This window comes from Shewanella profunda, from assembly GCF_023283765.1.
GTDB lineage: Bacteria > Pseudomonadota > Gammaproteobacteria > Enterobacterales > Shewanellaceae > Shewanella > Shewanella profunda.
This window is the reverse complement of sequence record NZ_JAKILG010000043.1, coordinates 1-18,649: the sequence shown is the minus strand read 5'-3', so window position 1 is coordinate 18,649 and position 18,649 is coordinate 1. Positions and strand designations below refer to the sequence as shown.

Sequence of the window (18,649 nt, the reverse complement as noted above, 5' to 3'; positions counted from 1 at the left end):
TATGACCCTGGATCAAGCAAGTGGTTTACGTATGATGAATCAACCCTATAACGAAAAAGTGAAAGTAATCGCTGTCACAGGTGGTAAAGGTGGCGTGGGTAAAACCAGCGTATCAATTAATACCGCAGTGGCATTAGCCGAAAAGGGCAAGCGTGTCTTAGTGCTTGACGCAGACCTTGGCTTAGCCAATGTCGATGTCATGTTGGGGATCCGTGCCGAGCGTAACCTCTCCCATGTATTATCGGGTGATGCTGAACTTGACGATATTATTGTCCGTGGGCCTAAAGGTATTGGTATCGTACCAGCGACTTCAGGCACCCAAGGTATGGTGGAACTAAGTCCTGCTCAGCATGCTGGATTAATCCGTGCTTTCAGTGAGATGCGCACACAATTTGATATTCTTGTGGTCGATACTGCTGCAGGGATTTCTGATATGGTACTCAGTTTCTCACGTGCTTCGCAGGATGTGCTAGTCGTTGTATGTGACGAGCCTACCTCAATCACCGACGCCTATGCGTTAATTAAAATTCTCAGCCGTGAACACGGTGTATTTCGTTTTAAAATTGTTGCCAATATGGTGCGTAGTTTACGCGAAGGGATGGAATTATTTGCTAAACTCAGTAAAGTGACCGACCGATTTTTAGATGTGGCACTTGAGCTCGTTGCAACGATTCCATTTGATGAAAATTTGCGTAAGTCTGTGCGTAAGCAAAAGTTAGTGGTTGAAGCTTATCCTAAATCACCTGCAGCTATCGCATACCAAGGCTTAGCCAATAAAATCATGAGTTGGCCTGTACCGCAACAACCTGGTGGGCATTTGGAGTTTTTCGTTGAACGTTTAGTCCAACGACCAGATTTTCAAGAGGAAAAAACGAGTGAATAAAGCCGCAGCGTATACTTGTTTAGACAATAAATCGTCTATCGTTGAACAGTATGCTCCGTTGGTTAAAAGAATTGCACATCATTTACTCGCCAGACTGCCAGCTTCTGTGCAGCTAGATGATCTACTACAAGCTGGGATGATGGGACTATTAGAAGCATCATCCAAGTTTGATGGTGGAAAAGGTGCAAAATTTGAAACCTTCGCTGGCATACGGATCCGTGGTGCCATGCTGGACGAAATTCGTCGAGGTGATTGGGTCCCACGTTCTGTTCATCGTAATAATCGTAGGGTAGCACAAGCCATTGATGAGTTAGAGCAAGAACTGGGCCGTGATGCACGTGACACAGAAATTGCAGAAAAACTTGATATGACGCTCGATGAGTACCATCATATTCTTAACGATGTTTCTGTCGGAAAAATCATAGGGATAGAAGACTTAGGTGTATCGCAAGATATACTAACGCTGAGCGATAGGTCCGACGATGGCTCGTTTGAAGCTCTCGCTGAGACTCAGTTTCATTCCGCATTAGTTGAGGCAATAAAATTATTGCCAGAAAGAGATGCGTTAGTGTTATCGCTGTACTACGATGAAGCATTGAATTTAAAAGAGATTGGCGCCATTCTTGAAGTAAGCGAATCGCGAGTTAGCCAGATATTAAGTCAGGCTATGTTGCGACTCAAAGCTAAGCTCAAGCACTGGACATAAGTATAATTATTAATCGAGCACATAATGTCAGCTCACCGGAGGAAACCTTGGACAAGAATATGAAGATTCTCATTGTTGACGACTTTTCAACAATGAGACGTATCATCAAGAACTTGTTGCGAGACTTGGGGTTTAACAACACCCAAGAAGCAGACGATGGCTCAACCGCCCTGCCGATGTTGCAAAAGGGGGATTTTGATTTCGTTGTTACAGATTGGAATATGCCCGGCATGCAAGGGATTGATCTGTTAAGAGCTATTCGCGCAGACGACTCTCTTAAGCATTTACCAGTGTTAATGGTTACTGCTGAGGCAAAACGTGAACAAATTATCGCTGCGGCCCAAGCAGGGGTAAACGGCTATGTCGTAAAACCTTTCACAGCAGCTACGTTAAAAGAAAAGTTAGATAAAATATTCGAACGACTCGCTTAGGCAGGGATGAGCTATGAAGTCACATACATCAGGGCTCATCACGCTAGAGCAGGCTCAGCATTTAGTTGAATTACTAAGTGCAGGTGAACAGTCTCAAGCTGATGATTTATTTAGAGAACTTGCAGCTCCACTTCAGAGGGAACTCTTCGACGAGGTAGGTAAGCTCACTCGACAACTTCATAGTGCATTGATGGATTTTCAGGTCGATAATCGTTTAGTTCAGTTGGCGAATACTGACATACCTGATGCGAAACAAAGATTAAACTATGTTATTGATATGACAGAGCAAGCTGCGAATAAAACCATGGATGCAGTTGAGGAATGTTTGCCATTAGCAAATGCCTTAACGACAAATATTCAGCAGGTTATGCCATCTTGGGATAGGTTAATGCGGCGAGACATTGCATTAACTGAGTTTAAAGCTCTATGCCATGATGTGCAGCACTTAATGTTGCGCAGTGAGCAAGATTCTGATCGATTACGTGATTTGCTTAATCAAATATTGATGGCGCAGGATTTTCAAGATCTCACCGGACAAATGATACGCCGTGTTATCGATTTAGTAATGGAAGTTGAAAGTAACTTGGTATCAATGCTGACGGTATTTGGTGAGCAACCAATAATTGAGCACCAGGTTATTCAGAAAAATAATATTGAAGCAGAAGGCCCGATAATGAATGCCGAGCTTCGTCAAGATGTGGTAACGGGTCAAGACGAAGTAGATGATCTTCTATCGAGTCTAGGTTTCTAACTGGGAGTCAATTTGATGGCCTTTGATGTAGATGAAGAGATACTCCAGGACTTTTTAATCGAAGCAGGTGAGATTTTAGAACTGCTACAGGAGCAACTTGTTGCCCTAGAAAATAATCCTGATGATACTGACTTGCTTAATGCCATTTTCAGGGGATTTCATACCGTTAAAGGCGGCGCCGGCTTTCTCAGTTTGACTCCCATGGTTGATGTTTGCCATGAAGCTGAAAATACTTTTGACTTGTTACGTACCGGCAAGCGAAAAGTTAATGCTGAATTGATGGATATCATTCTGCACGCTGTTGACGCCATTAATACTATGTTCGCTCAAACTCAACAGGGTGAACAACAAGACCCCGCCGATCCAGTATTATTAGCAAAATTAAAAATGCTCAGTTCTGGCGCGCCATTACCCTCTGAATTAAACCCAAGTTCACCTGTTGCCATGACTGAACCAGAGCCAGAACCCGAACTTGTTGAAGTTGCTATTATTGAGGAAATGCCCATTGAAGCAACGGAAATAAGCGGAAGCTCAAGTATTGATGAAATTGATGAAGCGGAATTTGAAGCACTGTTAGATGCTTTGCACGGAGAGGGGAAAGGTCCTGCTGTCAGTTCAGTAGGGAGCGCCGTGCCACCCCAATCTGCGCCAACAGCGAAAGCTCCTGCGTCGACTGATGATATTACCGACGATGAATTTGAAGCTTTACTCGATGAGTTGCATGGTTCTGGTCAGTTTAAAGTCGAAGTTGACGCGCCAGCTAAACCTAAAGCAGTTGTCACGCCGCCAGTGCCACCTGTTGATTCGGATGAAATTACCGATGATGAGTTTGAACGCTTGCTCGATGAATTACACGGTAAAGGTGGTGCACCAGCAAAAGCTACTGCGAGCGTGATGGCTGCAGTGTCATCAACACCTTCAGTTGTAGCGTCTAAGGCTGCGCCAATAACGTCAACGGCTAACGTGGCCGCTACAGTGAGTGCGCCTGTCGTTGCGGCTAAAACTGAGATTGCTGTCGCTGATAAAGCGCCCGCGAAAGCAGCGGCATCAGCCAACGTTCCTCAAGGTGAAACTACAGTTCGAGTCGATACTGCACGCCTTGATCAAATTATGAACATGGTCGGTGAGCTGGTATTAGTGCGAAATCGTCTTGTCAGTTTAGGCATTAGTCGTGATGACGAGGAAATGTCTAAAGCGCTTGCTAACTTAGATCTTGTGACTGCGGATTTACAAGGCGCAGTGATGAAGACCCGTATGCAACCGATTAAAAAGGTGTTCGGACGTTTTCCCCGTGTTGTTCGCGATTTAGCGCGTACACTGAACAAAGAAATTGACTTGGTTATGATCGGTGAAGAGACCGATTTAGATAAAAACTTAGTGGAGGCCCTCGCCGATCCTCTGGTTCACTTAGTGCGTAACTCGGTTGACCATGGCATAGAAATGCCAAATGAGCGTGAAGCTAGTGGTAAGCCTAGAACAGGGACTATTACCTTATCTGCCAGCCAAGAAGGTGACCATATTCTGCTTAAAATCGAAGATGATGGTGCAGGGATGGATCCTGAAAAACTTAAGCAAATCGCGATTAAACGTGGGGTGCTCGATGACGATGCCGCCGCACGTATGACAGACACAGAGGCTTATAATCTGATTTTTGCGCCTGGTTTTTCAACAAAGGTGGAAATTTCCGATATTTCAGGTCGTGGCGTTGGTATGGATGTAGTTAAGACCCGTATCGCTCAATTAAACGGTACTGTTCACATAGACTCAATGAAAGGTAAGGGGACGGTGCTTGAAATTAAAGTTCCCTTAACGCTTGCGATTATGCCAACCCTGATGGTGGATGTAGCACAGCAAGTATTTGCTCTGCCGCTATCGAGTGTGAATGAGATATTCCACCTTGATCTAACAAAAACCAACATTGTTGATGGACAACTCACCGTCATAGTGCGTAATAAGGCTGTACCACTGTTCTATTTGGAACACTGGTTACATAAGAATAAAACGAGTTTTAAACATGGTGATAAGAAACATGGCCATGTTGTTATCGTGCAATTAGGTATGATGCAGATAGGATTTGTTGTAGATGCTTTAATTGGCCAAGAAGAAGTGGTTATCAAACCGCTTGGAGCCATGTTACACGGCACACCAGGTATGGCTGGTGCAACGATCACCTCTGATGGCGGTATTGCTCTGATTTTAGATGTACCAGGGCTATTAAAGCATTATGCAAAGAATAAAAGTTAGTTTCCAAGCTAAGGAATGGAATGGCCATTAAAGTATTAGTCGTTGATGACTCAAGTTTTTTTAGGCGACGTGTTAGTGAAATAGTCAATCAAGATCCTGAACTGGAAGTAATTGCGACGGCCTCAAATGGGGCCGAAGCGGTAAAGATGGCTGCTGAACTTAATCCCCAAGTGATTACCATGGATATTGAAATGCCCGTCATGGATGGTATTACTGCCGTCCGTGAGATCATGGCAAAGTGTCCAACACCCATATTAATGTTTTCATCTTTGACCCATGACGGTGCCAAAGCCACGTTAGATGCGTTAGATGCGGGTGCGTTAGATTTTTTACCTAAGCGCTTTGAAGATATTGCAACAAATAAAGATGATGCCATTCTTTTACTCCAGCAAAGAGTGAAAGCCCTTGGTCGCAGGAGAATGTTTCGCCCGATAGTAAGACCTTCGGTGTTGCCAACTCCTACATCTCGAACGAGTACCACTTCTGTTCTGGGGAACACGACGCCTGTTGCCACTGCGCCTGTTCGGACATCCACAGCTTCGTCTATCCGTGCGAGTGGTAAACAATACAAATTACTGCTGATTGGCACTTCTACTGGCGGCCCAGTCGCATTGCAAAAGATTTTGACGCAGTTTCCAGCCAATTATCCTCACCCTATTTTACTCATTCAGCATATGCCGGCAGCCTTTACACCAGCTTTCGCGAATCGTCTAAATGGGTTATGTAAGATTGAAGTAAAAGAAGCTGCAAATGGTGATTTACTTCGACCAGGTTGTGCTTACTTAGCGCCGGGTGGCATGCAGATGATGATCGAACGCAGTGGTGCCAGTGGCCGAATCAAAGTCATCGCGGGGAGTGCTGAGATGAATTATAAGCCCTGCGTCGATATTACTTTTGCATCAGCATCGAAAGCCTATGGTGGTGATGTACTTGCTGTTGTCTTGACGGGTATGGGAGCCGATGGTCGAGAAGGAGCGCGTATGCTGAAATCGGCTGGCGCGACTATTTGGGCACAGGATGAAGCCAGTTGCGTGGTTTACGGCATGCCGCAGGCCGTTGCGAGTGCGGGAATTGCGAGCCAATCTATTTCACTCGACAATATGGCTGAGTCAATTTTAAAAGAGTCTGTTCGTGGCTAATGTAACTAATGTCAAAAAGCCAATGAGCACGAATGTTGTGCTCATTATGGTATTAATGGTGATTACCATTATTTGTCTGGGCGCGTTAAGTCTTGACTATCGACATAAAATCAAATTGTTGCATGAAGATGTAAAACGTCTCGAATCAACTCAAGTTTTACTTATGGTACCTGATGAGCAAGCTGAAGCGATTGCAACATGGCTAGCGACTCATCCTGATCAGACTCAAGCTATGTTGAAATTAGCTTCACCGGGTGAACAAAAAGCAGTTACGGTAGACTTAAATGCAGAACCTTCGTCAATTAATTTGGCGTTACCACCTAAATCAACTGAACCGTCAACGGGTAAAGTAAATACTGACGTTGTGCCTGCAGTGGTGTCAGAGAATGCTGATGGCGTTAAAGTGATTAGCCTACCAAATGGTGGGATAAGGGTAACAACAAGGGAAGGCGATTAGTCTTTTTCAATCGTGATTCAATGCATGTAAGTCGGAATAACGAGAGGATCACTTCTTGAAAGTATGGACCATAGCAAATCAAAAAGGCGGTGTGGGTAAAACCACAACGGTGGCGAGCTTAGCAGGAGTACTGACTAAGCGCGGTAAGCGTGTGCTAATGATCGATACAGATCCCCATGCATCACTTGGATATTACTTAGGCATTGACTCTGAAAAAGTGCCAGGTTCACTATTTGATGTATTTCTTGCTCATCAGAACTTAACAAAAGAGTTGGTTTGTTCTCATATAGTGCCAACCTTGGTCGATGGTTTGGATCTCTTACCTGCGACCATGGCGCTAGCGACGTTAGACAGAGCGTTAGGTCATCAAGAAGGGATGGGGCTGGTTCTGCGTAATCTTTTAGCACTTGTTGCCGATGAATATGATGTGGCAATTGTAGATTGCCCACCAGTTTTAGGGGTGCTTATGGTGAATGCCCTTGCTGCGAGTCAGCATATCGTTATTCCCGTACAAACCGAATTTTTAGCCATTAAAGGTTTGGAGCGCATGGTCAAGACAATGGAATTAATGGGGCGCTCCAAGAAAACCCAATACAGTTATACCGTTGTTCCAACGATGTATGATAAACGTACTAAAGCTTCTCCCGCGGCCTTACAAATATTAAGCGAACAATATTCAGGTTCCCTGTGGCGTGATGTTATTCCCGTCGATACTAAGTTTAGAGATGCCAGTTTGGCACATTTACCCGCCTCGCATTATGCAAGTGGGTGTCGTGGCGTAAAAGCCTATGAAAGATTGTTAGATTTTTTATTAGTCGGGGAGTTTGGCCATGTCAAAATCGGTTGATGAAACTGTTTTTGATTTTTTTGAATTATTGCTGCATGAGAATGACAGTTCAATTACAGGTATTTCCAAGCCACCATCACATGGGGATAAGTCTCTACAACGGGAGGCGATCGGGAATGAGGTTACATCACTCGATGATGCGATTTTAGCGGAACGTGCATCAGTACGTTTACATCAGACAATAACCGTCACCCCTGAGGTGCAATTCGCTAAAGTAAAGGCACCAAGTCCCAATGTGGTTTTGAGTGAGGTCGCGCCTAAAGTAGATAAGCAATCGCTTGAAAAACTACTGGCACCAGTATTAAAAACGGAAGTTAAAACAGAACCAAAAATCATTGAAGAGCTTATACAACCGGAGATTGTTTCCGAGGGTAAGCCTGTTGATGATACTGAACAGCCTATATCTTTTGCCGCCGAAGAGCCCCTTGCTGTTGGGCGTGAAGAGGCTATTTTAGTCAATAAGCCAGAGACTCAGCTTGGTATTACACCACCGAGTATCACAAAAGATCTTCAAGAAGTGCTCGATGATGAGTTTCAGGTACTATTCTTTAAAGTGGCTGGGTTAACATTAGCCGTACCGCTAGTGAGTTTAGGTGGCATTGTTAAAGTGGAACGGATTAACCATATTATTGGCCGTCCATCGTGGTTTTTAGGTGTGCAAAGCCACAGGGAAGAACAATTAAACATTGTCGATACTTGCGCTTGGGTTATGCCAGAAAAATACACAGATAAACTGGCGCAATCGGTAAATTATCAATATCTTGTATTGTTAGAAGGCAGTAACTGGGGATTAACTTGTGAGTCTTTAGTCAATGCTGTAAAAATTAATAAATCGCAAGTAAACTGGCGCAGCAAAGCAGGTAAACGGCCTTGGCTCGCTGGTGTCGTTAAAGAACAAATGTGTGGTATTTTGCACGTACAAGCCTTAGTTGAAATGCTTGATGCGGGTTTAGGTTGTCAGGACTCAATTGGTTGAGGTAAACATGAAAGATACAAGAAATGTCGCAGCCGTAGCTGCAAGTAAAGATGATGTAGTATTACAATGGGTTACCTTTAAGTTAGACAACGAAACTTATGGTATCAACGTAATGCAAGTGCAAGAAGTGCTGCGCTATACCGAAATAGCGCCAGTGCCTGGTGCTCCATATTATGTTTTAGGTATCATTAACTTACGTGGTAATGTTGTCACTGTTATCGATACACGGTCACGTTTTGGCTTGCAATCAGCCGAAGTCGATGATTCGACCCGTATTGTGATTATCGAAGCTGAAAAGCAAGTCATTGGTATTTTAGTGGATAGCGTTGCAGAGGTTGTTTACTTACGCCGCAGCGAAATTGACAACGCACCTAATGTCGGGACAGAAGAAAGCGCTAAGTTTATTCAAGGTGTAAGTAACCGTGATAATGAGCTGTTGATCTTAGTTGATCTCGATAAGTTATTATCCGATGAAGAATGGGCTGAACTCACACAACTCTAAACTGTTGCGTTTTTGAGTGCTTAGTAGCAAGCTCTCGACCTTTATGAGCTATTGCCATCAATAACGGAAAAGGGGAACAATGCTTCCCAATAAAGCGATTAGAGTCATGAATCATGCATCCTCTTTATCCGTTATTCTGATTTATACATAGAAATACATAAGGATTTTTAATGGGCGATGAATTTTTGATCGCGGCGTTAGTCTATGTGATTGCATGTTTAGGGCTTGTGCTCTATCTACAAAAGCAGTTGAGTAAATTACGTAATAAAGTTGAAGCGTTAACTGTGCTTGTCAAGGAAGGTGACCGCCAGCGTGAAGCCTTTAAAAGGGAATTGCAGGAATTACGCAGCGGCACTATTGGCGTGGGGCGCAGAGTCATTGAGTTAGAAAAGCGGTTGCATCAGCAATCCGAGCGCATTGAAGAAACGACCTTACAAGATCCTCAAGCAAAGCTTTACACTCGTGCGATGAAAATGGTCGGACTTGGTGCGGGAGTCGATGAACTGATAAAAGAGTGTGAACTTCCCAAAGCTGAAGCTGAATTATTGATCCGGTTACATCGTAAATAGCGAAGTGTAGGGGCTAAGACGCTCTCCCTTTTGCATCACCGCACTTTTTGTCATTTCTGCATCCTTCGTCATTCTCGCATCCTTCGTCATTCCAGCGAAAGCGGGAATCCATCAGTGAAGTCTTTTGGTGTTTTAGAGCTCCGTGACTTAAAAGCTAAAGCTGGATCCCCGCATGCGCGAGGATGACGGCTTAGGGGCAAGGATGACGTGGTAGGAGTAAGGATGACGGAAAAATCAAAGGGTGTTTTGCAACTACTCGATAGCCACCTTGTAGTATACGGACGCTGCTTCACAGTTTACAGAATGGGTTCCGCTCTTACGATAAGCGTCAGCCATGAACGAAGTGTTCTGTAAGCGTAGCGGGTGGTTTTTACTGTTAGCACAGAGTTCTGTTTTTCCTTGTTCCTAAGCTTTTTCAACAATTTTTTGATGCATATTATTCCATTGCTCGGGGAATTTACCGTCGAGCATATAAACAAAGGCGATCAGTTCTGCAATAAGTAGATACAACTCTTTTGGGATCTCCTCACCTAACTCTAATAAGCGTAGAAAATTGCTAAGATGCGCATCTTGATGAATATAAACTCCTGATTCTTTGGCGAGGGCAATAATTTCTTCGGCGATCAGTCCTTCACCTGTTGCGACAATCTTCGGAGCATGTTTTCCATCGTAACTCAAGGCTACAGCTTGCTTGGTTTTATTATCTTCTGTTGTCATATTATGCTCATTTTGTCACTTACATTGATGTTCATAAACGCTATGCCTTCGTTTTTACTAGAAAATGGTCACCAGGGAGCAATGTGGCTGGCACTGGTGCTATCTGGGTTGAAAGTTCGCTTGTCGTAAAACCGAGCTGTGACAGTTTTTGGCTTAAGGGAGCTAAAAAGTTATCAACCTTATTGAGTAGTGTTTGATTATTTCCTTTAAATTGAATCTCTAAGAGTTGTTGGTGATAACGAGCTGATATTAATAGGGGCCCCTGTGCAAGATTAAATTTTAGTTGTAAATGCCAACCATTATGCTTCTGCTGCTCATCAGCGTCATTCTCCTGCTCAAATTTGCCTTCAAGCTGTTCGTGTCGTTGATTGATGCTATAGGGGAGAGCAAAAAACCAAACGATATTACCGTTATTTTCGCCACTTGCTTGTTGATATAAATGTAAACTGGTCGCTAATTGTCCCATGCTCTCTAAACCGCCAGCTTTACTCAATTGACTTAGCTGATTGTTAGAAAAACCAGTCCTCGTTTGTAATTGTTCAAGATAATTCGCCAGTTTTTGGCTTAAAGCACTGGTCGTTTTGGCTCTAAAACCGAGTAATAGTTGAAATAATGACGTAATCGCACCAGCATTCATAAAGGATGATGTGTGGCTAAGCTGTTGTGCTGCCAAATTGAGTGTGGCTAATCCTAGTATTTCAGCTTTAAGTGAATCAGGATCACTCAACTGCCCTAAAGGTTGTGGGTTGATATGCGGTAAATGTCTAAGTAGCTCAGTTGCTAGATTATTGTTGCTCCGCAATACCAGTTGATCTGAGGGTAATGCGCCTGCTTTATTAAACGCTTTTTGCAGTACATCATTCACGTTAATGTCGCCATCACTGCTACTGTCAATCTGCTGAACATCTGGCTTAGCTTGCCCAAGATTATTTGTAACATGTGCAGATTGAGAGATAGTTGTAGCGATAAGTGAGCTGTTCTGCAACGAGATATTCGTCGCTGTGTTAGTGATGTTTTGTTCTGTAGTGGGCGGTAAACTGCCAAGGGGTAATCGGGGGGCTGTTATCGATTGCCCGGTTTGTGCGTTAGCTTGTGTATTATTGGCATTAGCTTTGGTTGTTGCTTGGCCGAGATTGGTCGCATCCAAAGTTGGTGTCATCGATGATGCTGCTACTGAAGTGCCTTGGGCACTAAGGGAAGGGCTTATATTTATCGTGGTGGCATTTGATGAGCGCATTTCTGGTTGAGGTATAAGGCTTTCTAGCTTCCTCAGGAAGCTAGCATAAATCTGGGCAGGTTCTGCTTTTGCGATAACCACGTTTGCCGCTTGTTTATCGATTATGGGAACCTTAGTTTCATTTATTGAAGCGCCGATAAGGATTTCAAGTTTGCTCACAATAGGGGTGAGTACTAATATAGGACGTCCCTGTGATAAGGCAATTTTAGCTTGGTATTCACCAGCACTCAGTCGAGTCCCCGCGTCTTGTGCAATAACAGTCCCATTTGAAAATTGGAACTCTTTGTGGGTAATAGTGACATCGGGAAGTGGGTAACCTTGAGGACGTCCAGCTAAGCTGAATAAGCGTTCTAATGATATGCCATTTTGCTGGGCGAGCTGAGCAATAGCTTCTGGTAATTTTAGTGTTAATGCGGTGCCAAGTGCAGTGAGTTGAGCTGGTTGGCTTGCCGTTGTTATGGCAGCGTTAGGTGTCGTATTGGCCGTAGGCTCTGCTGTCGTTTGCGTTAGTAGAAAACGATTGGCGTTAATCAGTGCTTGTCTTTGTTGAGCATCAACGAGCTTTAAATTATATTCTGTACCGCTTAGAATAATACTGTCGCCCTTAGGTGATACAAGCACTTCAACAGGTATTGGACGTGCAGATACGTTTGAGGCATCGTTTTGGTATGCTGGAGCAGGTTGCTGTGGGTTAGCATTATTGATGACTGGGATCGACTCCATGGGATGACCTTAAATAGTTTATCCTGCGGCATGGCATGTTGATAAATTAACAATTGACCAAAATAATTTGCCAAGTATGCTTATGCGTTTTGTGAAAACAATATCAATAGCAAGCTTTCGCAATACTAGAATATACGGCTAAGACGAATGTTACTTATATCGTCACTTGTCTATAGTCACTTTAGCGAAAACTTTGCACCTAAGCAGTACATTTATATTAAGAGATCAATATGAAGTTGAAATGGATAGGGCTATCGTTAGGATTTGTATTATTGCCCCAAGCATATGGGGCAGAAGTCTCCGTACCTGATACCACTTCTCAAGACATTACAGCAGTGACCATTACCTATGATGATCCACGGGATCCTTTCGAGGGTTTTAACCGTGCAATGTGGGATTTTAACTATCTGTATCTTGATAAATATCTCTATCGTCCAGTCGCCCATGGTTATAACGACTATATTCCCCGGCCTGCTAAAACGGGTATTAATAATTTTGTACAGAACTTAGAAGAGCCAAGTAGCTTAGTTAACAATGTGTTACAAGGCAAGTGGGGATGGGCTGCGAATGCTGGCGGGCGTTTTACCGTTAACTCCACAATAGGTTTGTTAGGCGTTTTTGATGTGGCCGATATGATGGGAATGCCGCGTAAGCAAGACGCATTTAACGAAGTGCTGGGTTACTATGGTGTGCCAAATGGTCCTTATTTTATGGCGCCATTTGCGGGCCCCTATGTTGTGCGTGAACTCGCAACAGATTGGGTTGATCGTCTATACTTTCCACTATCAGAGCTCACCATGTGGCAATCCGTTGTTAAGTGGGGGCTTAAGAGTCTTCATGCGAGAGCTTCAGCGATTGATCAAGAAAGGCTCGTTGATAATGCGCTTGATCCCTATGCTTTCGTGAAAGATGCGTATTTACAACACATGGACTATAAAGTCTATGATGGCAATGTTCCTCAGAAACAAGAAGATGATGAGTTGCTTGATCAATATATGCAGGAGCTTGATTAACGTTACGCAACATGGCTATCGATGTTGCTTTCACAACCTAGTCCTTGCCGTATCGAATGATTCTTCCGATGTCATGATTGAGTTATTGCTATAGCAATGAATTTTATTCGGGAATCTTTATGGTGTTAAATGGTGTTTCGATTCTTTTGGTTGAAGATGATCCTGTGTTTCGGCAAATTGTCGCCACGTTCCTTTCTGGGCGTGGCGCTGATGTAGCTCAAGCCTCTGATGGTGAGCAAGGACTGAGTGTTTTCAAACAACAGCGCTTTGATATTGTCTTGGCTGACTTGAGTATGCCAAAGTTAGGAGGACTCGATATGCTCAAGGAAATGACTAAACTTGAGCCACTTATCCCTTCCATTGTGATTTCAGGTAACAATGTCATGGCAGATGTTGTCGAGGCATTACGCATTGGCGCCAGTGATTATTTAGTTAAACCCGTATCCGATTTATTCATTATTGAACAAGCCATTAGGCAAGCCCTACATAAAATCCTTGGTGATGAACCTATTCAAGCAGAAATAGATGCACTGTCCCGGCAAGAGCTAAGTGATAATTTAGCCCTTTTGGAGCAAAGTGTAGAAGCAGCAAAACAGGTTCAGCAGCAGCTATTTCCTGCCTCTAATATCAGTTACCCCGTCGCCAAAGTTGACTACAGTTTGTTTAAAGACAGTGATATTAGTAGTTATTTTATAGACTCGACTATGGTCGGCAATGATCATTTGATCATGTATATGGCACATCTTTATCCTGAGGATAATCGCGCAGCATTTGCCTGTGTATTACTGCGTAGTTTTGTTAATCAAAAGCTTAAAAATTATCGTAGTGGTCAGAGTAAAACAATTATTGAGCCGTTCAATATGCTTAGCTATTTGAATGATCGTTTAGTTAACTCTGGTTTAGATATCACGGTCGATATTATTTATATTTCAATTGAATTGACAAAATATCGAGCGGCGATAGCCCAAGCAGGGAGGGGATTACGCTGCTATTTACGTAATGATCAAGGGCTTAGTCCTTTGGCACTTTCTGATAGTTTACAGTTAGGTTTACTTGACTGGGGTAAACCCAGTATTCAGTTCCGCACTATCCTGCCACAAGAACAACTATGTATAGCTACAAGTGAACCTATACATAAGCAAAACTTACTCGATAATAAATTCAAAGGACTGGTTTATGATCCCCATATTCCTGCTGGCGGATTTATGCAGTTAAGCCTACCTATAGAGCATTCGCAAGCTCACTGCTAGGACACAACAAAAACGCTGTTGCTAGAATCTAGCGTTTCGCTTCGCAACTTTCGTCATTTCCGTGCCCCTTCGTCATTCCCGCGCAGGCGGGAATCCATAGGTGAAGTCTTTCGGTGTTCTAAGACATAGTGGCTTAAAAGCCAAAAGCCAAAAGCCAAAAGCCAAAAGCCAAAAGCTGGATCCCCGCATGCGCGAGGATGACGGCTTAGAGAAGGATGACAGTGTAAAAGGCGAGGTGACGGTTTAGAAGCAAGGATGACGGCATTGCACCCCTTCTGTCATTCCCGCGCAGGCGGGAATCCATAGGTGAACTCTTTCGGTGTTTTAAGACATAGTGGATTAAAATCCAAAATCCAAAAGCCAAAAGCCAAAAGCCAAAATCCAAAAGCTGGATCCCCGCATGCGCGAGGATGACGGCTTAGAGGCAAGGATGACAGTGTAAAAGGCGAGGTGACGGTTTAGAAGCAAGGATGACGGATACATCAAAGGGTTGCTTCGCAACTGCTAGAACGTTCGCAGGATCGCTCTAGAAGTCACCGCGAGACTCTAGAATCTAGAAGGAGCGAAGCTTTTTCTCGTAGCGAAGCGCTCTATCCGCGAAGCGTCCTAGATTCTAGACGTTATCTTATCGCTTAATGGCTTCGTGCTCAGCAGTTACGGCAATCTCATCTTCCAAAGCTTGCGCTTCTGAAGAATGCTTAGTTTCTGCGCCATGCATCCAGTCAACTAATTTGTCAGCCATAAAGTAGAGAACTACGGCAGAAAAAGTGGCTGTAATGGCAATGCCAGCAAAAATAGACATAGCATTAGCAAGTTGCTCTTCTTTGCCACCACCGTGACCAATTAAAGAACCAACTACACCAGCAACTTTGTTGGCCATTGCGATAAATAGGAACCAAGCGCCCATCATTAGAGATGCTATGCGTAGCGGAGCAAGCTTAGTTACCATAGATAAGCCAATAGGCGATAAACATAGCTCACCCATAGTATGGAAGAAATAAGCGCCCACTAACCACCACATGCTTGATTTAGTGTTTGGATTGCCACCCATTTCAACAACTGCACCAATCATGAATAAGAAACCAATCGCCAATAAGAATAGGCCTAAGGCAAACTTAACCGGTGAGTTAGGTTCATTTTTACCTAAACGGATCCAAATTGAAGCAACAACAGGGGCAAATAACACGATGAAAATGGCGTTAAGTGATTGGAAGTAAGTTGTAGGAACTTCCCATGTGCCAATGTAACGGTCGGTAAACTCATTAGTAAACAAGTTCATTAACCCGCCAGCTTGTTCGAAACCAGCCCAGAAGATGATGGTAAATAAACCGAGTACCATGATGACCTTGATACGATCACGCTCAATTTTAGTAAGGGGCTCTTTACGAACATTACCCAACTTAGCCTGGCGTTCGCGTTCAAGTCTCGCCGCAGGTACAGTCCCAATATCACCAAGCAGTTTTTGGGCAAACAAAAATTGAATAACCAGGGAAAGCAACATACCAATCCCAGCACAGAAGAAACCTGCTTGCCAGTTATTAACAAATACCTCTTGGTCATTGATTATTTCAGTGTGACCAAAGCTGGTATAAGCCCAAGCAACAACAAAACCGGATAATGCAGCGCCTAAGTTGATACCCATGTAGAAGATGGTAAATGCACCATCGCGTCTATGGTCACCTTCTTCATAGAGATCGCCAACCATAGTTGAAATATTAGGTTTAAATAAACCGTTACCTAAAATAAGCGTTCCTAAACCTACGTAGAAAAGTGTGGTTTCTACACCTGGAAACCATGCATGCGGTGCAGCTAACATAAACTGACCAGCAGCCATCAATGCACCACCAAAATAGATGGCTTTACGTTGACCAAGAAAATTATCGGCTAACCAGCCACCAATGAGCGGCGTTAAGTAAACTAAAGCTGTAAAGGTTCCATATAACGACAGCGCGTCGGCTTGGCTCCAACCTAATCCACCACCCTGCTTACCCACTTGATCAACTAGATACAGCACCAAAATGGCGCGCATTGCATAATAACTAAATCGTTCCCATAGCTCTGTTGTAAATAGCAGGAATAATCCTTTGGGATGCCCAAGCATTGTCCCTTGTGGTTTTGCTATGCTCATGAAGTCTTCCACCTTAAGCTCGTGATTGCCTGTGGGCCCCTGAAACAGGATGATGTCGCCACAGAAAAATGATTGTTTCTTATCCCACTAATCGACTCACCTTTCAGCAAAATATCCAAACGAGAAACATTGAACAAAGTTGTTGAATAACTGCAAGTTGCGTATGGGTTATTGTTACGTTCTTATAATAAAAGTAATATTTTAAGCGGTAAATTGAATCTTTTCGCTAAAATCCCACCTTATATACCCCTTAAAAGCAACGAAAGTCAATTTTGGCTTGCAAACTGGCGACATAATCGGCGATTCAGTACTAAGGCTAATTACAGTTGATTTACCTAATATAAGTGACACTTGCACGGATACCGAGCAGGAAACCATCTGAGGCGAAAAACTACTTCCATCGACATTAACAACTTTGTTATGATTGCGACCCGTGAATGGACATCACTTGATATAGGGTAATGAGATAACAAATGAAGGCATGGTACCTCTTGTACTGTAAACCTCGGAGTGAAGCGAGAGCACAGCAGAACTTAGCACTTCAAGATTTAGAGACATACTTACCAATGGTCTCTGAAGAGAAATCTCAACGTGGACAGAAACGGATCTGCCGCGTGCCATTATTCCCAAATTATTTGTTTATCAAATTTGACCCAAGCCAGACGAGTGTTCGGCAGGTCCATTCTACTCGTGGAGTAAATCGTATCGTCAATTGTCAGGAAAAAATGACACCGATTGATGACCGTATTATTCACACTATTCGCATGAAAGAATTAACACCTTCCCAAACGGTATTAGCCGAAGAATCAGAGCTAAAAACTGGGGAAAAAATTCGCTTTAAAGATGGCCCATTTGCTGACTTAGAAGGCATTTTTCAAGAAAAGTGCCCAAATAAACGTTGTCATGTCTTATTTAGTATTATGGGACAAGTCAATACCTTAACAGTTCCTGAACAGTCGGTCGAACGTGTTTGCATTTAAGTATGACACCTCAGTACCCTTGTAAGGATTTGGCTGAGTGTTTTGTAAGATATTAGCTATAGTTATGGCTTGTTTACTTTTTTTTAAACAAATTACTGCTTTTTAAAGTGTAATAAAGTCAAAGTGTTATGCTTTATTTGTTATCCATTGATTATTTCTTACATTAGAAAGATGGAAAAGCAACCTGTGATACTTGCATCTGGATATTAATTAAACATCCAAGGCAAGAGATATACAGTAAACTTCCGCAGCTTAATGCTTAGAGGCTAAAGTTAACTTAGTCATACTAAAGGTTGATAGTTTGCGGTTTATACAGCTTGATATAACAGATTTTTTGCAAGTATTTCACCCTTGTTTTTCACAAGGTGGAAGTGAACCGAGTACGGCATGTATCCAAGTATTTGCAGATACTTTGAAGATAAAATCTGACACGCTTTGAATACAAAGTGCTAAGGGATCAGAGCTTAGCCACTCTTAATTAATGAGTGATTAGGTTTTACTTTAGTATTTAATTGAAAAATATGAATTTTCGCATTGCGAAGGGCAATTTAGAGGCCGCAATCTATGGGCGGTAGCGTGTCTGAAAGACAAGCGACAGAACAATTTCTGTCGCTTAGCGAACGCCGAAGGGCCTCTGGCTCGCCACGTGGAACGGTAGCGTGTCTGAAAGCAATTGTCAGGAACAATTGCTAACAGCTCTAACTTTTCCATAAGTGAAGTGTTCCGTTAACTCTGATTCGTAAGCACAGCGCTGCGTATACCGTTAACGAAGTGCTCTTAAGTATCGCGTTCTTGTTTTTCCGTTGTCATTCCCGCGAATGCGGGGATCCAATGTAAAGTCTTTTATTGTTTAAAAGCGGTTACTCAAAAGCTGGATCCCCGCGTTCGCGAGGATGACAGGTTCATAAGCGAAGTGTTCCGTTAGCCGATATTCGTAATCACAGTATTGCGTATACCGTTAGCGAAGTGCTCTTAAGTATCGCGCTCTTGTTTTTCCGTTGTCATTCCCGCGAATGCGGGGATCCAATGTAAAGTCTTTTATTGTTTAAAAGCGGTTACTCAAAAGCTGGATCCCCGCGTTCGCGAGGATGACAGG

Annotated in this window: 18 protein-coding genes; 15 read left to right on the top strand and 3 right to left on the bottom strand. The window is 43.2% G+C overall.

The window, feature by feature from the left end:
- The first annotated feature begins 1 nt into the window (after position 1).
- From L2744_RS17025 to L2744_RS16975, 11 genes are all read left to right on the top strand, one after another.
- Positions 2-883: a MinD/ParA family protein gene (locus L2744_RS17025; RefSeq protein ID WP_011919601.1), complete on the top strand. Its 882-nt coding sequence runs from the start codon at positions 2-4 to the stop codon at positions 881-883.
- Entirely contained in the window at positions 876-1,589 is a 714-nt protein-coding gene (locus L2744_RS17020) for an RNA polymerase sigma factor FliA (RefSeq protein WP_011919600.1), read from the top strand. Before L2744_RS17025 ends, L2744_RS17020 begins: the two co-directional genes overlap by 8 nt.
- 47 nt (positions 1,590-1,636) lie before the next feature.
- Positions 1,637-2,020, top strand: coding sequence for a chemotaxis response regulator CheY (gene cheY, locus L2744_RS17015; RefSeq protein ID WP_011919599.1), 384 nt, complete (start codon positions 1,637-1,639; stop codon positions 2,018-2,020).
- 13 nt (positions 2,021-2,033) lie between these two features.
- Complete coding sequence (locus L2744_RS17010; protein WP_011788790.1) at positions 2,034-2,771, top strand: protein phosphatase CheZ; 738 nt, start codon at positions 2,034-2,036, stop codon at positions 2,769-2,771.
- A gap of 15 nt (positions 2,772-2,786) precedes the next feature.
- Positions 2,787-5,015, top strand: coding sequence for a chemotaxis protein CheA (locus tag L2744_RS17005; RefSeq protein WP_248993038.1), 2,229 nt, complete (start codon positions 2,787-2,789; stop codon positions 5,013-5,015).
- 20 nt (positions 5,016-5,035) lie between these two features.
- Positions 5,036-6,154, top strand: coding sequence for a protein-glutamate methylesterase/protein-glutamine glutaminase (locus L2744_RS17000; protein WP_011919597.1), 1,119 nt, complete (start codon positions 5,036-5,038; stop codon positions 6,152-6,154).
- 22 nt (positions 6,155-6,176) lie between these two features.
- Positions 6,177-6,611: a hypothetical protein gene (locus L2744_RS16995; RefSeq protein ID WP_041412368.1), complete on the top strand. Its 435-nt coding sequence runs from the start codon at positions 6,177-6,179 to the stop codon at positions 6,609-6,611.
- Positions 6,612-6,666: 55 nt separating this feature from the next.
- A complete protein-coding gene (locus L2744_RS16990; protein ID WP_011788794.1) occupies positions 6,667-7,458 on the top strand; it encodes a ParA family protein in 792 nt (263 codons plus the stop codon).
- Positions 7,442-8,434, top strand: a complete 993-nt coding sequence (locus L2744_RS16985) for a chemotaxis protein CheW (RefSeq protein WP_014610969.1) — start codon at positions 7,442-7,444, stop codon at positions 8,432-8,434. Before L2744_RS16990 ends, L2744_RS16985 begins: the two co-directional genes overlap by 17 nt.
- Positions 8,435-8,441: 7 nt before the next feature.
- Complete coding sequence (locus L2744_RS16980) at positions 8,442-8,936, top strand: chemotaxis protein CheW (protein WP_011788796.1); 495 nt, start codon at positions 8,442-8,444, stop codon at positions 8,934-8,936.
- Positions 8,937-9,106: 170 nt separating this feature from the next.
- On the top strand, positions 9,107-9,505 hold the full coding sequence (locus L2744_RS16975; RefSeq protein WP_011788797.1) for a DUF2802 domain-containing protein: 399 nt from the start codon (positions 9,107-9,109) through the stop codon (positions 9,503-9,505).
- Positions 9,506-9,910: 405 nt separating this feature from the next.
- Here L2744_RS16975 and L2744_RS16970 read toward each other — a convergent pair whose 3' ends face one another.
- Both L2744_RS16970 and L2744_RS16965 read right to left on the bottom strand, forming a co-directional pair.
- On the bottom strand, positions 9,911-10,222 hold the full coding sequence (locus L2744_RS16970) for an EscU/YscU/HrcU family type III secretion system export apparatus switch protein (protein ID WP_011919594.1): 312 nt from the start codon (positions 10,220-10,222) through the stop codon (positions 9,911-9,913).
- Positions 10,223-10,262: 40 nt separating this feature from the next.
- Positions 10,263-12,182 (bottom strand): flagellar hook-length control protein FliK, encoded by a 1,920-nt coding sequence (locus tag L2744_RS16965; RefSeq protein WP_248993037.1) that lies wholly within the window; start codon positions 12,180-12,182, stop codon positions 10,263-10,265.
- A gap of 230 nt (positions 12,183-12,412) precedes the next feature.
- Here L2744_RS16965 and L2744_RS16960 point away from each other — a divergent pair, with 230 nt between their 5' ends.
- The 3 genes from L2744_RS16960 (at position 12,413) to L2744_RS16950 (ending at position 14,692) form a co-directional block, all read left to right on the top strand.
- Positions 12,413-13,195: an MlaA family lipoprotein gene (locus L2744_RS16960; RefSeq protein WP_248993036.1), complete on the top strand. Its 783-nt coding sequence runs from the start codon at positions 12,413-12,415 to the stop codon at positions 13,193-13,195.
- A 119-nt stretch (positions 13,196-13,314) separates the two neighbouring features.
- Positions 13,315-14,445 carry a response regulator gene (locus L2744_RS16955; RefSeq protein ID WP_248993035.1) on the top strand — a complete coding sequence of 377 codons (1,131 nt, stop codon included), beginning with the start codon at positions 13,315-13,317 and terminating at the stop codon, positions 14,443-14,445.
- Positions 14,446-14,545: 100 nt separating this feature from the next.
- Entirely contained in the window at positions 14,546-14,692 is a 147-nt protein-coding gene (locus L2744_RS16950) for a hypothetical protein (RefSeq protein ID WP_248993034.1), read from the top strand.
- Positions 14,693-15,070: 378 nt separating this feature from the next.
- On the opposite strand, the gene L2744_RS16945 is transcribed toward L2744_RS16950, so the two are convergent.
- Positions 15,071-16,573, bottom strand: coding sequence for a peptide MFS transporter (locus L2744_RS16945; RefSeq protein ID WP_248993033.1), 1,503 nt, complete (start codon positions 16,571-16,573; stop codon positions 15,071-15,073).
- Positions 16,574-17,046: 473 nt separating this feature from the next.
- Here L2744_RS16945 and rfaH point away from each other — a divergent pair, with 473 nt between their 5' ends.
- Complete coding sequence (gene rfaH / locus L2744_RS16940) at positions 17,047-17,553, top strand: transcription/translation regulatory transformer protein RfaH (RefSeq protein WP_248993032.1); 507 nt, start codon at positions 17,047-17,049, stop codon at positions 17,551-17,553.
- The last annotated feature ends 1,096 nt before the right edge of the window (positions 17,554-18,649 follow it).

What these genes read in the sequence shown, in the direction of transcription:
- L2744_RS17025 (WP_011919601.1), top strand. Translation starts at nt 2, where the DNA reads ATGACCCTGGATCAAGCAAGTGGTTTACGTATGATGAATCAACCCTAT.
- L2744_RS17010 (WP_011788790.1), top strand. Translation starts at nt 2,034, where the DNA reads ATGAAGTCACATACATCAGGGCTCATCACGCTAGAGCAGGCTCAGCAT.
- L2744_RS17005 (WP_248993038.1), top strand. Translation starts at nt 2,787, where the DNA reads ATGGCCTTTGATGTAGATGAAGAGATACTCCAGGACTTTTTAATCGAA.
- L2744_RS17000 (WP_011919597.1), top strand. Translation starts at nt 5,036, where the DNA reads ATGGCCATTAAAGTATTAGTCGTTGATGACTCAAGTTTTTTTAGGCGA.
- L2744_RS16995 (WP_041412368.1), top strand. Translation starts at nt 6,177, where the DNA reads ATGAGCACGAATGTTGTGCTCATTATGGTATTAATGGTGATTACCATT.
- L2744_RS16985 (WP_014610969.1), top strand. Translation starts at nt 7,442, where the DNA reads ATGTCAAAATCGGTTGATGAAACTGTTTTTGATTTTTTTGAATTATTG.
- L2744_RS16980 (WP_011788796.1), top strand. Translation starts at nt 8,442, where the DNA reads ATGAAAGATACAAGAAATGTCGCAGCCGTAGCTGCAAGTAAAGATGAT.
- L2744_RS16975 (WP_011788797.1), top strand. Translation starts at nt 9,107, where the DNA reads ATGGGCGATGAATTTTTGATCGCGGCGTTAGTCTATGTGATTGCATGT.
- L2744_RS16970 (WP_011919594.1), bottom strand. Translation starts at nt 10,222, where the DNA reads ATGACAACAGAAGATAATAAAACCAAGCAAGCTGTAGCCTTGAGTTAC.
- L2744_RS16965 (WP_248993037.1), bottom strand. Translation starts at nt 12,182, where the DNA reads ATGGAGTCGATCCCAGTCATCAATAATGCTAACCCACAGCAACCTGCT.
- L2744_RS16960 (WP_248993036.1), top strand. Translation starts at nt 12,413, where the DNA reads ATGAAGTTGAAATGGATAGGGCTATCGTTAGGATTTGTATTATTGCCC.
- L2744_RS16955 (WP_248993035.1), top strand. Translation starts at nt 13,315, where the DNA reads ATGGTGTTAAATGGTGTTTCGATTCTTTTGGTTGAAGATGATCCTGTG.
- L2744_RS16945 (WP_248993033.1), bottom strand. Translation starts at nt 16,573, where the DNA reads ATGAGCATAGCAAAACCACAAGGGACAATGCTTGGGCATCCCAAAGGA.
- rfaH (WP_248993032.1), top strand. Translation starts at nt 17,047, where the DNA reads ATGAAGGCATGGTACCTCTTGTACTGTAAACCTCGGAGTGAAGCGAGA.